We start from the raw sequence: 15,416 nt of genomic DNA on the forward strand, positions 1-15,416 counted from the left end.
CTTTGGGAAAAACGAAAATTACAGCGCCTTCATGGTGCCTTTCGGCAGAACGGCAGCTACGAAGTCACGTTTGATTACCACTTCAGTGGTGTCGTTCAGTGCGATAGCAATGTAGCCGGTTTCCGCTACTTTGGTTACGCGCCCAACCAGACCACCGTTGGTCAGCACTTCATCGCCTTTCGCGATGGAGTCCATCAGCTTTTTATGCTCTTTGGTACGTTTTTGCTGCGGGCGCAGGATCATGAAGTAGAAAATCAGACCAAATACAACCAGCATCAGGATCAGAGACATCGGGCTGCCCTGTGACGGTGCGCCTGCTGCCGCTACCGCGTCAGAAATAAAAAAGCTCATTCAAATTCCCTCATTATTAAATTAATCAACGTTCAAAGGTGGAACCGGTCGACCCTGACGCTGGTAAAAATCTGCTACGAAGCTCTCTAATTTACCCTCTTCAATAGCCTTGCGTAAACCAGCCATTAAGCGCTGATAGTAGCGCAGGTTATGAATGGTATTGAGACGCGCGCCCAGTATTTCGTTGCAACGATCGAGATGATGCAAGTAGGCGAGCGAATAATTGCGACAGGTGTAGCAATCACACTCGGCATCGAGCGGGCTGGTGTCGCTCTTATATTTTGCGTTACGGATTTTCACCACGCCGTTGGTCACGAACAGGTGGCCGTTACGCGCATTACGCGTCGGCATGACGCAGTCGAACATATCGATGCCGCGACGCACGCCTTCGACCAGATCTTCCGGTTTACCTACGCCCATCAGGTAACGCGGTTTATCTGCGGGGATCTGCGGACAGACGTGCTCCAGAATGCGGTGCATATCCTCTTTCGGTTCGCCCACAGCAAGACCGCCGACAGCGTAGCCATCAAAGCCTATCTCTACCAGACCTTTGACGGAGATATCGCGTAAATCTTCGTAAACACTGCCCTGAATAATGCCGAACAGCGCGTTTTTGTTGCCCAGACCGTCAAAGCGGTCGCGGCTGCGTTTCGCCCAGCGCAGAGACATCTCCATTGAGCGTTTAGCGTAATCCCAGTCCGCCGGGTACGGCGTACACTCGTCAAAGATCATTACAATATCGGAGCCGAGATCGTACTGAATCTCCATCGACTTTTCGGGATCGAGGAAGATCGGATCGCCGTTGATTGGGTTACGGAAGTGAACGCCCGCTTCGGTGATTTTGCGGATATCGCCGAGGCTAAACACCTGGAAGCCGCCGGAATCAGTGAGGATTGGCCCTTTCCACTGCATAAAGTCGTGGAGATCGCCGTGCAGCTTCATGATCTCCTGCCCCGGGCGCAGCCACAGGTGGAAGGTGTTACCCAGAATGATCTGCGCGCCGGTGGCTTCGACCTCTTCCGGGGTCATCCCTTTTACGGTGCCGTAGGTGCCAACAGGCATAAACGCCGGGGTTTCAACCACGCCGCGCTCAAACACCAGCCGGCCGCGGCGGGCGCGTCCGTCGGTGGTATCCAGTTCGAATTTCATCGTTTCTCCAACACCAGATAGACAGTCTGATGATTACTCTCTGTTGCGGATTCACTCCACAACCTCGAATTCGCCAATCCGCACGCAGGGCGTTATTGGCGCAGCCACTCTGGACGCGGGCACTGCCCGGGTCCAGAAGGGCACGTAAAATAGCCCTGTTAAGGGCGCTCTAAAATCGCTTGCGGATTGTACGTGATAAACATCGCGTCCCCGTAACTAAAAAAGCGATATTTTTCAGCAACTGCGGCGCGGTACGCATTCATGGTGTGTTGATACCCGGCAAATGCAGATACCAGCATGATCAGCGTCGATTCCGGCAGGTGGAAGTTGGTGACCAGCGCATCAATCACTTTGTATTGATAGCCCGGATAGATAAAGATCTGCGTGTCGCCGAAGAAGGGTTCGATCAGATCCGCTTTTGCCGCCTGCGCGGCACTCTCCAGCGAGCGCACGGAGGTCGTGCCGACTGCGACTACGCGGTTGCCGCGCGCTTTTGCCGCCAGCACCGCATCAACCACCTCTTGCGGCACTTCGGCATATTCGGAGTGCATGATGTGATCTTCGATGCTATCAACGCGCACCGGCTGGAAGGTCCCGGCACCAACGTGCAGCGTGACAAACGCCATCTCGATGCCTTTATTACGCAGGCGCTCCAGCAGCGGCTCATCAAAGTGCAGGCCCGCTGTCGGCGCGGCAACGGCACCCGGCTTCTGGCTATAGACCGTTTGATAGAGTTCGCGGTCGGCGTCTTCATCCGGGCGATCGATATAGGGCGGCAGCGGCATATGGCCGATGGCGTTGAGAATATCGAGCACCGGGCGCTCATCGTGGAATTCCACTTCAAACAGCGCGTCGTGGCGGGCGACCATGGTAGCCTGAATATCTTCCGCGTCGCCCAGCAGCAGCTCGGCACCCGGCTTCGGCGCTTTCGAGGCGCGAATATGTGCCAGAATACGTTTATCGTCGAGCATGCGCTCAACCAGTACTTCAATCTTGCCGCCGCTGGCTTTACGCCCGAACAGACGCGCCGGAATCACGCGGGTGTTGTTGAACACCAGCAGGTCGCCCGGGTTGAGCTTATCGAGCAGATCGGTGAAAGTACCATGCGTCAGCGCGCCTGTTGGGCCATCCAGCGACAGTAAGCGACAGCTGCTGCGCTCAGGCTGTGGATAGTGGGCAATCAGGGATTCGGGTAACTCAAAGGAGAAATCGGTAACGCGCATGACACTGACTCGAGACATAAAATAAGAGGCGGGTAGTCTAGTGCCCACGCCCCTTCGCTGCAACCGTTAGCCGCTTTTGGATAAATAATAGAGATGAATTTTTTAGCACACCTGCACCTTGCTCACCTGGCGAACAGCTCCCTTGCCGGTAACCTGCTGGCGGATTTTGTTCGCGGCAATCCGGAAAACCTCTACGCACCGGAGGTGGTGGCGGGGATCCATATGCATCGCCGTATTGATGTGCTGACTGACAACCTGCCGGAGGTGAAAGTCGCCCGCGAGTGGTTTCGCCCCGAAACGCGGCGGGTCGCGCCCATCACGCTTGATGTGATGTGGGATCACTTCCTCTCGCGCCACTGGGCAAAGGTCTCGCCCGATATCGAACTGGCAGACTTTATCCGCTATGCCCATTCGCAGGTGGCGACTATTCTGCCCGACTCGCCGCCGCGTTTTATCAATCTGAACAATTACTTATGGTCGGAGCGCTGGATGGAGCGCTACGGCGAGATGGCGTTTATTCAGAATGTGCTCAACGGCATGGCGAGCCGCCGCCCGCGGCTCGATGCGTTGCGCGACTCATGGCAGGATCTTGATGCCAATTATCAGGCGCTGGAGACGCAGTTCTGGACGTTTTACCCACGCATGATGGCGCAGGCGCGCGCGGGGACGTTGTAAACATCGTCACGTTTGGCATTGCATTGCCGGATGGCGCTAACGCTTATCCGGCCTACAAAACCTGCGTTGTACCATCCGGCGTTGATGATCGCCGCCCGTAGGCCGGATAAGGCGCAAGCCGCCATCCGGCATCAATAATCGCACAACCCGTAGGCCGGATAAGGCGTAAGCCGCCATCCGGCATCAATAATCGCACCGCCCGTAGGCCGGATAAGGCGCAAGCCGCCATCCGGCACTTTATCGGCGTTAAACTTTAGGACTCTGCGCTTCGCGCCAGATGCGGATTGCCATCCACGCCAGCACCGCGACGCCCAGCACTAATGCTCCCCACACCAGCAACGTCTTCCACATCCCCTGCTGTTCGGTGACGGAAGTCGCCGTCATGCGCGCCTCGCCACCCAGCGTGACGTTTTCTCCCACAAACGCATCAGGAATCGACGCGGGATCGAGCTGCTTACGCAGATCCGGCGGGATCAGCGTATCCGGCGTGACGGCGGCAGGCTGTGCCGCTTTATTTCCCCACGCCAGCATAAACGGCCCTTTCCCCTGGGCGTTAAACACCAGCGCCAGCCGATCGCGGCTGCCGGAAACTTCCGGGAGCGTATCAGGCAATCGCGCGTCCAGCGTGGTGATGCGCACCGCCTGTACCGTCTCGCCCGGCACTTCTACCGGTGCGGATCGCTGCCCGTTACGTTGCCAGAGCACGGTTTTGGTCAGCGGTTGCCACGGCGAGGTGGCCGTGCGGCGAATGGCAATCTCTGCCGGCAGCACCGCATCGTCGTTAAAGCCTACCGAGAGAGAGCGGAACGGCTGTGGCTGCGGCCATTGATATTGCGCCTCGGTCGGCGAAATCTGCCGTCCGTTGCCTGCCATCTCGATTTTTTCAAGCGGTGCAGGCTCGCGGCCAGGTATCGCCGTCGCCTCGGTGAGGGTGACCGGCAGGTTTGGTGTATCAAACACCAGCAGCAGATAGAGTTCACCATCGGATAACGGCATTTCCGGAAGCTGTATACGATCGAGCTTCAGCTTATCGTTCCCGCTCGCCAGCGCCATCACCGGAGCATCATCCTGCAACGTATCCCAGCTGCGCATATCGTGGCTCATCAGAACGGAAACCTTGCTGCGCCAGTTCTGGCCGTTTTCCTGCCAGCCCAGTTTGATCTCGCCAAGCCGGAAGGTATTGGGCAGATTCGGAGGCAGCACCAGCAAATAGCTCTTTCCGACCGGTTTGGAGGCGTCGCCTTCAATACGGATCTCGACCCCGGACGGTGCCTGGAGGCGCACAACATTCTCCTCCTGCGCCGCGCCGCTTACGGGCGATGCATCCAGCGGAAAGAGGCGCAGCGGCACCGCTTCAGGGGGAGTGGTTTTTGTGTTTTGCGTTTCAAGGGCGAACGGTACCCGCTCACCGTCCTGGTTAAACACCCGGACATCGCGCAGATCCGGCCACGCGCTGTGGGCATAGACCTCCTGCGGCAGATCAACGCGATACCAGGAGGAGGGCTGAGGCGAATCCAGCATCACGCCGCGGGCATAATCCTGCGGTTTTTCAGGGAGATCTGCGGCACCCGCCGGGGCGCAAAGCAGCATACTCAACAGTAATCCGTACAGCCTTTTCATTGTCCTTCTCCCTTGTTCTCTTCCCGCGCCGCTTTGGGCGGCAGGGGTGAAAAATAGCCCACGATCAGCACCAGCACCGCGACGCCGATAAAGGCGATGGCGCGCGACAGCCCGCCGCCGCCCGCGCTGTCGACAAGCATCAGTTTCAACAGCACAACGCCCAGTAATCCCCCACCCACCAGCCACTGCTGGCGGGCCTGCCGACGCGTCGCGCGGATCATCACCACCAGCGCAATCAGCATCCAGAAGAGAGCAAACGTCGTCTGGATAAGCCGCGACGCCCACAGGCTTTCCGCACTCCACGTCACCTCGCCATAACAGGAGAGCGCGCGCAGCAGGATGCCATTCAGCCACCAGAAAGCCAGCGCAGCGAGCGCCCACGGACGAGCGCGCCAGAGATCGGGCGCGACGTGCGGATAGTGTTTCCAGGCGAACTGGGTATAGAGCCACACGCCGAGCAGCGCGAACGCCGCGCCCTCTTCCAGCGGATTAAGCAGCGGCAGGTACGGCATGCCCATCACCTTGCCGTCGTTCAGGTTGGCAAACAGCAAGGCGATAATGAGCAGCGGCACCAGCGGTGCCAGCGCCTGTGCGCCATAAAGCGCAGGCCAGACGCGGAACGGCCACAGATTACGGCGCACCGCCGCCAGCGTCAGCATAATCACCGCGCCGCCCGCCGCCATCGGCAGCCCCCAGCGCCACGGCGCATTACCCCACGGCAGCGAGTCTACAAACCACCACAGCTCGCTGCCAGCCGCGATCAGCAGCAGCCAGAAAAGGGAGATGTGCAGCCCTTGCGACAGACGCGGTAACAGCGCGCTGCCCGCTTTACGCAGCAGTAATAGCGCGGAAGGCAGCGCCACGCACCAGACCAGATTTTGCCAGCCGGAGGCCAGAAGGTGCCCCTGAGCAACCAGACGCTCGCCGATTAACAGCGCCATCGCTGGCCACAGCAGCCACTGGGCAAGCCCAAGTTCCGGCCAGGCAAAACGTAAACTGCCTGCACGCCACAGCCACACGGAGAGCGCCACCAGTAGCAGCAGACCAAAGCCCACCTGCATCGACTGCGGCAGTATCAGCTCTGCCGCGCCCGCCAGTGCGACAATCCAGAAGAGGATGCCGCCCGCCAGCAGCAGCCAGCTTCCCTCGCGGCGAATCGTGCGCCACAGCCACGCGCCAACCAGCCAGCTTGCGCTGAGGACGGCAAAGATCATCAGTGTGGAGAGCGCATTGATGCCGTTTGCGGCGGCCCATAGCGCGCTGAAGAGTGCCAGCAGTAACAGCGCCGTGCCGCTGTAGCTCATGCGCCGCTGCTGTTGCTGCACACCGAGCCACAATACGCCCAGCCCCTCAAGCGACCAGGCCATCGCCGTCCAGCGCGCGGACAAGGCCAGCGGAATGGCGAGCGTAGCGAATGCGCCGCCCAGCGCCAGCGCGGCGAGCACCAGCGGTTTACCGGCTGTCGGGAAGCGTTTAAGGGCAACGGCGGCAAGCGTCAGATAGAAGAGACCAAAGCCGAGGGCGCTGAACGCCGGGCCGTAGGTCCAGTGCTGCGTCATGGCGTACTGCATGCCAAAACCCGCCAGCGGCGGTGCAAACAGCAGCACACCGTCAATAATACGCTCGCCCCGGCGCTGGGCGCGCAGGGAGAGCCCGACGCTGAAGACGCCGAAAATCAGCAGGTTGGCGATCAGGAAGAGCTGGCAGCTGAGGTAATCTTCCGGGCGGTAGCTGGCAATGCCCCACAGGGCGGCCACGCCAAAGGTGAAGAACATGCCGAGGATATTCAGCTCGCGCCAGTGCTGCCATACGCTGATGGCGAGAATACCGACGGAGAGCAGAAGATAGAACGAGAAGAGCGCGATATGGCTCCCGCCGCCGGTAGAGAGCAGGATCGGCGCAAGATAGCCGCCGAGGCTTGCCAGCAGCGCCAGGCTCAGCGCGCGTTGCAGCACCGCAAGCCCGACGCTCGCCGCACAGATCACAATCAGCAGCGCAAAGGCGAGCGTCATCGGCAGCATCTGCCAGAGGCGAAACGCGCCAAACACCGTGAGATAGAGTGCGCCGACCGCCCCGCCCTGCAATATAAGGGCAAAGACCGTCTGTTTATGCCGCAATCGCCAGCCGAGAACCAGCAGCACCAGCGCGACAACCGCCACGGCGACAAGCCGCAACTCCAGCGGGAAGAGCGCATATTCAACGCTGTAACGCAGCAGGAAAGAGAGACCGATAAACAGCAGCACCACGCCGAGTTTCGCCAGCGGGTTGCCCTGCATAAACCAGCGCACCAGCGCGGTAACCACGCCCCAGGATTCACCATCCGGTGCTTTCACCTCTTCACGTTCGCGCACCACAGGTGCAGGCGTCGGCGTCGGCTCTGCCGTCGCGACTTTGCGCCCCCAGACATTGGCTGCGGGTTGCGGCTGTGCAGGGGGGATTTCGCTTGCTGCAATCGGCTGCGGCTCAGGGATTGGCGGCCGCGGCTCAGGAGTTGGCGGTGGCACCTCAGGCGCTGCGCTTACCGGCTCGTTTATCGGCTCAACGACCGGTTCCTCGCTTACCGCAGGCGCAATTGCCCGCTGTTCAAGTATGCTGACGCGCTGGCGCAGCAGTTGCAGTTCGACCTGCGTGGCAAGGCTGCGCCGCCAGGCGACAATCGCCATTATCGGCACCACGACCAGCGCCAGAATCAGCACAATGACACCGAATATCAGAAGACCATCCATGTACTTTCGCCTTCGCTAAAGGGGAGACGTTACGCCCGCCTCCCCGCGCGCAGGCTCAGGAGGCAGACCAGACAGAAGCGCTGATGGCTGAAAGCGTCAGCACGCCGTCCTGTAGGTTACCTGTACCTTCCAGAAGCCGCCACTGTTTCGCTTGCAGCAGCGGTGAATCTTCCAGCACAACGTCACACGCCTCGCCGCGGTTGATAGCAATCAGTACCCGCTGCTGGCGATAAACGCGCAGAAAAACCAGCACATCCTGCCGGGCATAGACCACCAGACAACCGCCGTGACGCAGTGCCTGGCTGCGGGCGCGCAGCTTCGTCATTCGCTGGTAGAGCGCCAGCAGGTGGCTATCCTGCTGCGTTTTATCCCACGGGAAGGGCTTGCGGCAGAAGGGATCGTTCGCACCATCCAGCCCTACTTCATCGCCGTAGTAGATGCAGGGCGTGCCGGGCCAGCAGAAGAGCCACACCACTGCCAGCGGCAGGCGGGCGAGATCCTTGCCGAGAATGGTTTTAAACCGCGGCGTATCGTGGCTGTCGAGCTGGTTAAACATCCGCTGCTGCTGCTGATGCGACAGCGCAGCGCGGTAGTTATCCATCCACGCGGCGCAGGTCTGCGCATCGATACTCTGCGGATCAAGGGAGATATCGGTATTGGCAAGAAACGCCCACACCGGCAGGGTAAAGCCGCGATAGTTCATCGCCGCATCTTCCGCATCCGCCTGCAACCACTGGCGCGCATCGCCAAAGTGTTCGCCCACCACATAGGCCTGCGGCTGGGTCTCTTTCGCCGCCCGGGTGATGCCGCTTACGTGATGCAGGTTGTTTCGCGCCCCGCCGTTTTCGCCTAGCATATGCACCACGTCGAGCCGCCAGCCGTCCATATTCCACGGCGCTTTCAGCCAGTGGCGCACAATGCTCTCCTCGCCCTGATAGATCTCTTCAATCAGCGACGAAGAGCGGTAGTCGAGTTTCGGCAGGCTGGCGTAGCCCAGCCAGTCATGGGCGTAGCCGTTCTCATCAAAGTTGTACCAGCTGCGCCAGCGCGAATCGGGGTTATGGCAGGCACCGCCGGTGGCACGGTTATGGCGGTCGAACCAGGCGTGGGAGTCGCCGGTGTGGTTAAAAACGCCGTCGAGGATCAGCCGTATGCCGTTCTCCTGTGTGTTATGGCGCAGACGCAGTAGCGCCTCGTCGCCGCCAAACTGCGGGTCGACGTGGCGGTAATCTTCGGTGTCATATTTATGCACGCTGGGCGCGACAAACACCGGGTTGAGGTAGAGCGCGGTGACCCCGAGCTTTTTCAGGTACGGCAGCTTTTCGCTGATGCCGTCCAGATCGCCGCCGTAAAAGGTCGATCCGCCCGCTTCGCCGGTAAGCGGCTCATCCCAGTCACAAAAACGAATTTCGCGCCCTGCGGCGTGGTGCCAGTAACGCTGGTCCTGCTGCGCGGTGCGCGCTTCGCTACGGGCAAAGCGATCCGGAAAGATTTGGTAGAAGACCTGATCGGCGACCCACGCCGGGCCTTCATCGGGCGCATCGATAGCAAACTGCTCAAGTCTGGCGGGCGGGAAGCGACTAAACCCCTGCGGGGTAAACCAGATCTGGCGATCGTCCCACAGCAGCTTAAAGCTGTAGCGGCGGCGCGGCTGGCCGTTGCGGATATCAATGGCGGCGCGCCAGAGGGTGACGCCATTATTGGCGGTGTTGCGCGCGCGGTGCATTGCAACCGGCGTCTCTTCGTTATCGATCTCAATTCGCAGCGTGACGCGCGACGGTAAATCCGTGCCGCGCAGCCAGAGGTTAATGATTAACTGCTGCTGGTGCGCTTTGACAAACGGCGCGACGGGCAGGTGCCATGCATTCAACATCAACGATCCCCTTTACATAATCAGGATCACTGTAGCCAACGTTCGGCCCGACCCGCCTCCTTCTTTCAACTTTTTTAAGGGGTTGAGAGACGGGGCGCAGAGATAAGACGGAAAAAATGGGGGAGAAATCGTAGGCCTGATAAGCGCAGCGCCATCAGGCATAACGCCTTACCCGGTCTACAGAAGCCAGAGCACGGCACTCGTAGGCCTGATAAGCGTAGCGCCATCAGGCACAACGCCGGGTGGCGGCTACGCCTTACCCGGCCTACAAAAGCCAGAGCCCGGCACTCGTAGGCCTGATAAGCGTAGCGCCATCAGGCACAACGCCGGGTGGCGGCTGCGCCTTACCCGGCCTACAGAAGCCAGAGCCCGGCACTCGTAGGCCTGATAAGCGTAGCGCCATCAGGCATAACGCCGGGTGGCGGCTGCGCCTTACCCGGCCTACAGAAGCCAGAGCCCGGCACTCGTAGGCCTGATAAGCGTAGCGCCATCAGGCACAACGCCGGGTGGCGACTGCGCCTTACCCGGCCTACGAAGTAAAACGACGCTAGCGGAGATTACGCCCGGCGCTTAAACGCCCAGCCAATCAGCAGCAGCACAATCCATGCAAAGCCGACATAGAGCGAAATGCGGGTTTCCGGGTGCCAGCCAATCAGCGCGATGATAAACACCAGGAAGATCAGCCCGGCAACGGTGGTTGCCACGCCACCCGGCACTTTAAACTTCAGCGCCTTCACTTCATCCGCCGAGAGGCGACGGCGGAAACCAATCTGCGACAGCAGGATCATAATCCACACCCACACCGTGGCGAAGGTCGCCAGTGAGGCAATCACCAGGAAGACATTCTCCGGCATGATGTAGTTGAGATAGACCGCCATCAGCAGCGCCAGCGTCATCACCAGCACCGTTACCCACGGAATGCCGCGGCGGGAGGTTTTGGCGAACATCTTCGGCGCACTGCCCTGCTCCGCCATGCCGTGCAGCATACGCCCGACGCCAAACACATCGCTGTTGATCGCCGACAGGGAAGCGGTCAGCACGACAAAGTTCAGGATGCTGGCGGCAAAGGTGATGCCCATATGCTGGAAGGTCAGCACAAACGGGCTACCGTTAGTGCCCACCTGGTTCCACGGGTAGATCGACATAATCACAAACAGCGTGCCGACATAAAACACCAGGATACGCATCGGCACCGAGTTGATGGCGCGCGGAATCGACTTCTCCGGCTCTTCCGCTTCACCGGCGGTAATGCCGATGATTTCGATACCGCCGTAGGCGAACATCACCATTTGCAGCGCCATTACCGTGCCCAGCCAGCCGTTACTGAAGAAGCCGCCGTGGCTCCAGAGATTGCTGATGCCGGTCGGTTGCCCGCCGTTGCCGATCCCCCAGATGATGATGCCGAAACCGGCGGCGATCATGATGATAATGGTGGCGACTTTAAAGAAAGAGAACCAGAACTCCAGCTCGCCGAAGACTTTTACGCTCATCAGGTTGATGGCGCAGATCAGCAGCACCACGCTCAGCACCCAGATCCAGTGCGGCACCGTCGGGAACCAGACGCCCATATAGATGCCGAAGGCGGTAACGTCGGCGATGGCGACAATCAGAATTTCAAAGCAGTAGGTCCAGCCAGTGATATAACCGGCCAGCGGGCCGAGGTTTTCCTGTGCGTAGCGTGAGAAGGAGCTGGCGGAGGGGTTGTGCACGGACATCTCGCCCAGCGCACGCATAATGATATACGCCGCGACCCCGCCAATAATGTAGGCCAGCAACACGCTGGGCCCGGCCATTTTGATGGCGTCCGCGGAGCCGTAAAACAGCCCGGTGCCGATCGCTGAACCCAGCGCCATAAAGCGAATGTGGCGGGTACTTAGCCCACGCTTCAGCTTATTCGTACTTTCCATCGTTTCCACTGCCGTTATTCATCACAAAAAATAAAAAACCACGGAGTGCGCTACCCCGTGGTTCAACAAACCGTGCTTGCTGCTGTTAATGCGCGCTGGAAGTCACCTGACGTCCCGCCGCGCGATCCCAGATAGCGGCCAGAACCACCATCACCAGGCTCGGCAACAGCCAGGCCAGGCCCTGCTCCGCCAGCGGTAAGCGCTGTGTCCAGAGCGGAAGGTGCTCAGCAAACGCGGAGGCTTTCACGCCGTCAAGGATACCAAAAAGCAGGCTGATAAACATGGTCGGCGCAATTACGCGGGTGGAACAATGCCAGAAAGAGCGGGTAAAGCTCAAGACCACCAGCACGATACACGGCGGATAGATCATGGTCAGCACCGGAATCGAAATCTGGATCAGGTGGCTCAGACCGAGGTTTGAGACCGCCATTGAGAAGATGCCGAGGATAAAGACCAGCGCACGGTAGGAGAGCGGCAGGTACTGGGCGAAGAACTCTGCGCAGGCGCAGGTCAGGCCAACCGCCGTCACCAGGCAGGCGATGAAAATCAGCGCTGCCAGCAGGAAGCTACCCGCACCACCAAAGGTGTGCTGGACGTAAGCATGCAGTATCGCCGCGCCGTTAACGGACTGATCGACCAGCGTCGAGCTGTCGGAGCCGAGGCGGAAGAGCGCCAGGTAGAGCAGCGTCAGGCCAACACCCGCCATCAGACCCGCCCAGACGGTGTAGCGAGTCAGCAGACGCGCTTCGGTCACGCCGCGCGAACGGGCGGCATTAACGATAACAATCCCGAAGACCATCGCGCCGAGAGTATCCATCGTCAGGTAGCCATTGACGAAACCGTTAGAGAACGGCGCGGTCTGGTAGGCTTCCAGCGCGTGGCTAATCGGACCGGCTGGCCACACCAGTGCGGCGACTGCCAGAATCGTCAGGGCGATAATTTTCAGCGGTGCGAGGAAGTTGCCGACGGTATCAAGCAGTTTGCCCGGATAGAGAGAGACCAGAATCACCAGCGCGAAGTAGACCAGGCTGTAGATCAGCAGCGCCATAGAGCCGTCGCCGGTCAGCGGCGCAATGCCCACTTCAAACGAAACGGTTGCGGTACGCGGCGTAGCGAACAGCGGCCCCACGGCCAGGTAGCAGATCGTTGCCAGCAGCACGCCCGCGACTTTGCCAATCGGTGTGCTGAGGCTATCAATGCCACCGCCCACTTTCGCTAACGCAACTACCGTTAGCACCGGCAGGCCCACCGCAGTAATCAGGAAGCCCAGCGCCGCCGTCCAGACGAATTCACCCGCCTGCAAGCCGACCATGGGAGGAAAAATAATATTACCTGCGCCAACAAACAGCGCGAAGGTCATAAAGCCCAGCGCGATGATGTCACGCGGTTTTAAGTGATGGGTCATAATGTTTACTGCCTGTGGATGTGGTGTCGTAAAAATGTTGAATAATTAGCCTCTCCGCACCGGACAATAACGCATCATTAACGCGTTAATCAGCGGGAAATGCTTAATGTGCTGCGTGGCGAAGAATAGTTTTTCGGTTTACCGCGCAAACACAGTCGGTCTGGCAATGCATGGGGCGCAATTTAAACGCTTATAACGTTTAAAGGCAAGTCAGGATCGCAAAACCAGATAGTTATACTAAACAGCAGAACAGAGCCAGTGAAAAACTCTATTTATCAGAAAAACACGTGGCTGATCGTGCGAACAAAAAAGCAACAACCGTACAAACTACGTTGCAGGCGCGGGATGAGGCGAGGCAGAGCGGCTCGCCGTAACGAGCCGCCGGAAAGATAAGCTGACAAGGTGGTTATGGGTGGGCGTTTTTGGCAATCAGGCGTTCCGGCAGGACAAAGCTAAAGCGCGTCCCTTTGCCCGGCGTGCTGCTGATATCAAGGCGGCTGTCGTGGTGATTAACCGCATGTTTGACTATCGCCAACCCAAGCCCGCTGCCGCCCGTCTGGCGCGAGCGCGCTTTATCCACGCGGTAGAAACGCTCGGTCAGGCGCGGAATATGCTCGGCGGCGATCCCCGGCCCATTATCCTCGACGCTGAACTCCGCGCCGTGCGCCACCGGCTGCCAGCGCACGATAATGTGCGTCCCGGCGGGGGTGTGATTCACCGCGTTATAGACCAGGTTGGAGATGGCACTGCGCAGCTGCTCTTCACTGCCCAGAACTTTCAACTGGCTGTCAATTTCAAAGCTGAAGCTCTGTTTCTGCTGGCTGAGGGTTTGCGCTTCCCGCTCCACCACGCGCAGCATCATCGGCACATCAATCACTTCATTTGCGCCATGGGTCGGCGCAGCTTCGATTTTTGACAGGGTCAGAAGCTGGCGCACCAGCCCCTCCATCCGCGAGGTTTGCTCGCGCATGGTGTGTAACGCTTTTTCGCGCGGCGCGCCTTCCAGCGTCTGCTCCTGCATCATCTCAAGGTAGCCCTGCAACACCGTTAGCGGCGTGCGCAACTCATGGCTGACGTTAGCGAAGAAGTTGCGTCTGGCCCCTTCCAGCTGGTGCATCTGCGTGACATCGCGCGCCACCATCAGTAGTTGTTGCTCGCTGTAGGGCATCACGCGGATCTCTAAGTGGCGACCGTTGTTAAGCACCAGATTGAGCGGTTTGCTGAAGGACTGGCTTTTCAGGTATTGGGTAAATTCGGGGTAGCGCAGCAGGTTGAGGATGTTCTGCCCGTTATCATCGGGCCAGCGCAGCCCCAGCAGCTGTTGCGCAAGGCCGTTACACCAGAAGATCATCCCCTCTTCCGTGGTCAATACCACCGCATCCGGCAGCGACTCAGCGCCGCTGCGAAAGCGTTTAATCAAGTTACCCAGCTCGCGGCGGCGCTTTTTATTGCGCATCTGCATCTGATGCAGGCCGTAGAGCAGCGGCTCCCAGCTGCCGGTGCCGGGCGGCGGCGTCATGCTTTTATCGACCCATAGCCACCAGGAGAGACGCAGCAGATTCCAGAAGTGCCAGATCAGAAGCCCGGTCACTGCCGCCAGCAAAAACCACGGCAGATAGCCGAACATCGCGCCCAGAATAAAGGCGGGGATACAACAAAGGAGGAGCTCCAGCACCAGCCTTTTCCATGACAGCCTTTCCAGCACGCGTCACACTCCTGTCAAATTTCAGAAACGGGTCGAAAAACGATATCCCGTGCCGCGTACCGTCTGCACCATCCGGTCGTGTCCACTCCCTTCCAGCGCTTTACGCAGACGACGAATATGCACGTCTACGGTTCTGTCTTCAACATAGACATTGGTGCCCCAGACGTGGTTCAGCAGCTGTTCGCGGCTGTAAACACGCTCCGGGTGGGTCATAAAGAAGTGTAAGAGTTTAAATTCGGTAGGGCCCATATCGAGGGGGTTTTCGCCGGTCATCACGCGATGGGAGGAGGGATCAAGGCTTAAGCCCTGCATCTCAATCACCTCTTCCACCGCCATCGGCGAAATGCGGCGCATCACGGCTTTAATGCGCGCCACCAGCTCTTTCGGCGAGAAGGGCTTGGTGATGTAGTCATCGGCGCCCGTCTCAAGGCCGCGAACGCGATCTTCCTCTTCACCGCGCGCGGTGAGCATCATCACCGGAATATCGCGGGTCATCGCTTCGCGCTTCAGGTGCTTGATAAATTGAATGCCGGACCCGCCGGGTAACATCCAGTCCAGCAGCACCAGATCCGGCCAGGGTTCATTAAGCTGGTTTACTGCGCTGTCGAAATCTTCCGCTTCAACCGGTTGAAAACCATTTTGTTCGAGCACAAAGCACACCATTTCACGGATCGGTGCTTCGTCTTCCACGACCAGAATTCGTCTCGCCATCATTCGCCCTGTATTAATTAGTCTGCAGTATAAATAGCGTCGCCATTATGCGTCAGTTTTATGACAGATTT

11 protein-coding genes are annotated in these 15,416 nt (G+C 59.1%); 1 reads left to right on the forward strand and 10 read right to left on the reverse strand.

The window, feature by feature from the left end; genetic code table 11:
* Window positions 1-18: 18 nt before the first annotated feature.
* The 3 genes from yajC to queA form a co-directional block, all read right to left on the reverse strand.
* Entirely contained in the window at window positions 19-351 is a 333-nt protein-coding gene (yajC, locus tag EH164_RS17255) for a preprotein translocase subunit YajC (protein WP_023481946.1), read from the reverse strand.
* Window positions 352-372: 21 nt separating this feature from the next.
* Entirely contained in the window at window positions 373-1,500 is a 1,128-nt protein-coding gene (tgt, locus tag EH164_RS17260) for a tRNA guanosine(34) transglycosylase Tgt (RefSeq protein WP_023481912.1), read from the reverse strand.
* Between the two features lie 158 nt (window positions 1,501-1,658).
* Window positions 1,659-2,723, reverse strand: a complete 1,065-nt coding sequence (gene queA / locus EH164_RS17265) for a tRNA preQ1(34) S-adenosylmethionine ribosyltransferase-isomerase QueA (protein WP_042712175.1) — start codon at window positions 2,721-2,723, stop codon at window positions 1,659-1,661.
* A 93-nt stretch (window positions 2,724-2,816) separates the two neighbouring features.
* Here queA and acpH point away from each other — a divergent pair, with 93 nt between their 5' ends.
* Window positions 2,817-3,398, forward strand: a complete 582-nt coding sequence (acpH, locus tag EH164_RS17270) for an ACP phosphodiesterase (RefSeq protein WP_124969483.1) — start codon at window positions 2,817-2,819, stop codon at window positions 3,396-3,398.
* 246 nt (window positions 3,399-3,644) lie between these two features.
* On the opposite strand, the gene EH164_RS17275 is transcribed toward acpH, so the two are convergent.
* From EH164_RS17275 to phoB, 7 genes are all read right to left on the reverse strand, one after another.
* On the reverse strand, window positions 3,645-5,018 hold the full coding sequence (locus EH164_RS17275; RefSeq protein WP_124969485.1) for a DUF3999 domain-containing protein: 1,374 nt from the start codon (window positions 5,016-5,018) through the stop codon (window positions 3,645-3,647).
* Complete coding sequence (locus EH164_RS17280) at window positions 5,015-7,744, reverse strand: DUF2339 domain-containing protein (protein ID WP_124969487.1); 2,730 nt, start codon at window positions 7,742-7,744, stop codon at window positions 5,015-5,017. Before EH164_RS17280 ends, EH164_RS17275 begins: the two co-directional genes overlap by 4 nt.
* Window positions 7,745-7,799: 55 nt before the next feature.
* Window positions 7,800-9,617, reverse strand: coding sequence for a maltodextrin glucosidase (malZ, locus tag EH164_RS17285; RefSeq protein WP_124969489.1), 1,818 nt, complete (start codon window positions 9,615-9,617; stop codon window positions 7,800-7,802).
* 557 nt (window positions 9,618-10,174) lie between these two features.
* Entirely contained in the window at window positions 10,175-11,524 is a 1,350-nt protein-coding gene (gene proY, locus EH164_RS17290) for a proline-specific permease ProY (protein WP_124969491.1), read from the reverse strand.
* 85 nt (window positions 11,525-11,609) lie between these two features.
* Window positions 11,610-12,929, reverse strand: coding sequence for a branched-chain amino acid transporter carrier protein BrnQ (brnQ, locus tag EH164_RS17295; RefSeq protein WP_124969493.1), 1,320 nt, complete (start codon window positions 12,927-12,929; stop codon window positions 11,610-11,612).
* Between the two features lie 406 nt (window positions 12,930-13,335).
* A complete protein-coding gene (gene phoR, locus EH164_RS17300; protein ID WP_124969495.1) occupies window positions 13,336-14,634 on the reverse strand; it encodes a phosphate regulon sensor histidine kinase PhoR in 1,299 nt (432 codons plus the stop codon).
* A 21-nt stretch (window positions 14,635-14,655) separates the two neighbouring features.
* A complete protein-coding gene (gene phoB / locus EH164_RS17305; protein ID WP_023481914.1) occupies window positions 14,656-15,345 on the reverse strand; it encodes a phosphate response regulator transcription factor PhoB in 690 nt (229 codons plus the stop codon).
* Window positions 15,346-15,416: the final 71 nt, after the last annotated feature.

Source organism: Kosakonia sp. CCTCC M2018092 (assembly GCF_003864115.1).
Taxonomy (GTDB): domain Bacteria; phylum Pseudomonadota; class Gammaproteobacteria; order Enterobacterales; family Enterobacteriaceae; genus Kosakonia; species Kosakonia cowanii.

Bases quoted from the DNA above. Each gene is read 5' to 3' on its own strand.
- yajC (WP_023481946.1), bottom strand. From the start codon at position 351: ATGAGCTTTTTTATTTCTGACGCGGTAGCGGCAGCAGGCGCACCGTCA.
- tgt (WP_023481912.1), bottom strand. From the start codon at position 1,500: ATGAAATTCGAACTGGATACCACCGACGGACGCGCCCGCCGCGGCCGG.
- queA (WP_042712175.1), bottom strand. From the start codon at position 2,723: ATGCGCGTTACCGATTTCTCCTTTGAGTTACCCGAATCCCTGATTGCC.
- acpH (WP_124969483.1), top strand. From the start codon at position 2,817: ATGAATTTTTTAGCACACCTGCACCTTGCTCACCTGGCGAACAGCTCC.
- EH164_RS17275 (WP_124969485.1), bottom strand. From the start codon at position 5,018: ATGAAAAGGCTGTACGGATTACTGTTGAGTATGCTGCTTTGCGCCCCG.
- EH164_RS17280 (WP_124969487.1), bottom strand. From the start codon at position 7,744: ATGGATGGTCTTCTGATATTCGGTGTCATTGTGCTGATTCTGGCGCTG.
- malZ (WP_124969489.1), bottom strand. From the start codon at position 9,617: ATGTTGAATGCATGGCACCTGCCCGTCGCGCCGTTTGTCAAAGCGCAC.
- proY (WP_124969491.1), bottom strand. From the start codon at position 11,524: ATGGAAAGTACGAATAAGCTGAAGCGTGGGCTAAGTACCCGCCACATT.
- brnQ (WP_124969493.1), bottom strand. From the start codon at position 12,929: ATGACCCATCACTTAAAACCGCGTGACATCATCGCGCTGGGCTTTATG.
- phoB (WP_023481914.1), bottom strand. From the start codon at position 15,345: ATGGCGAGACGAATTCTGGTCGTGGAAGACGAAGCACCGATCCGTGAA.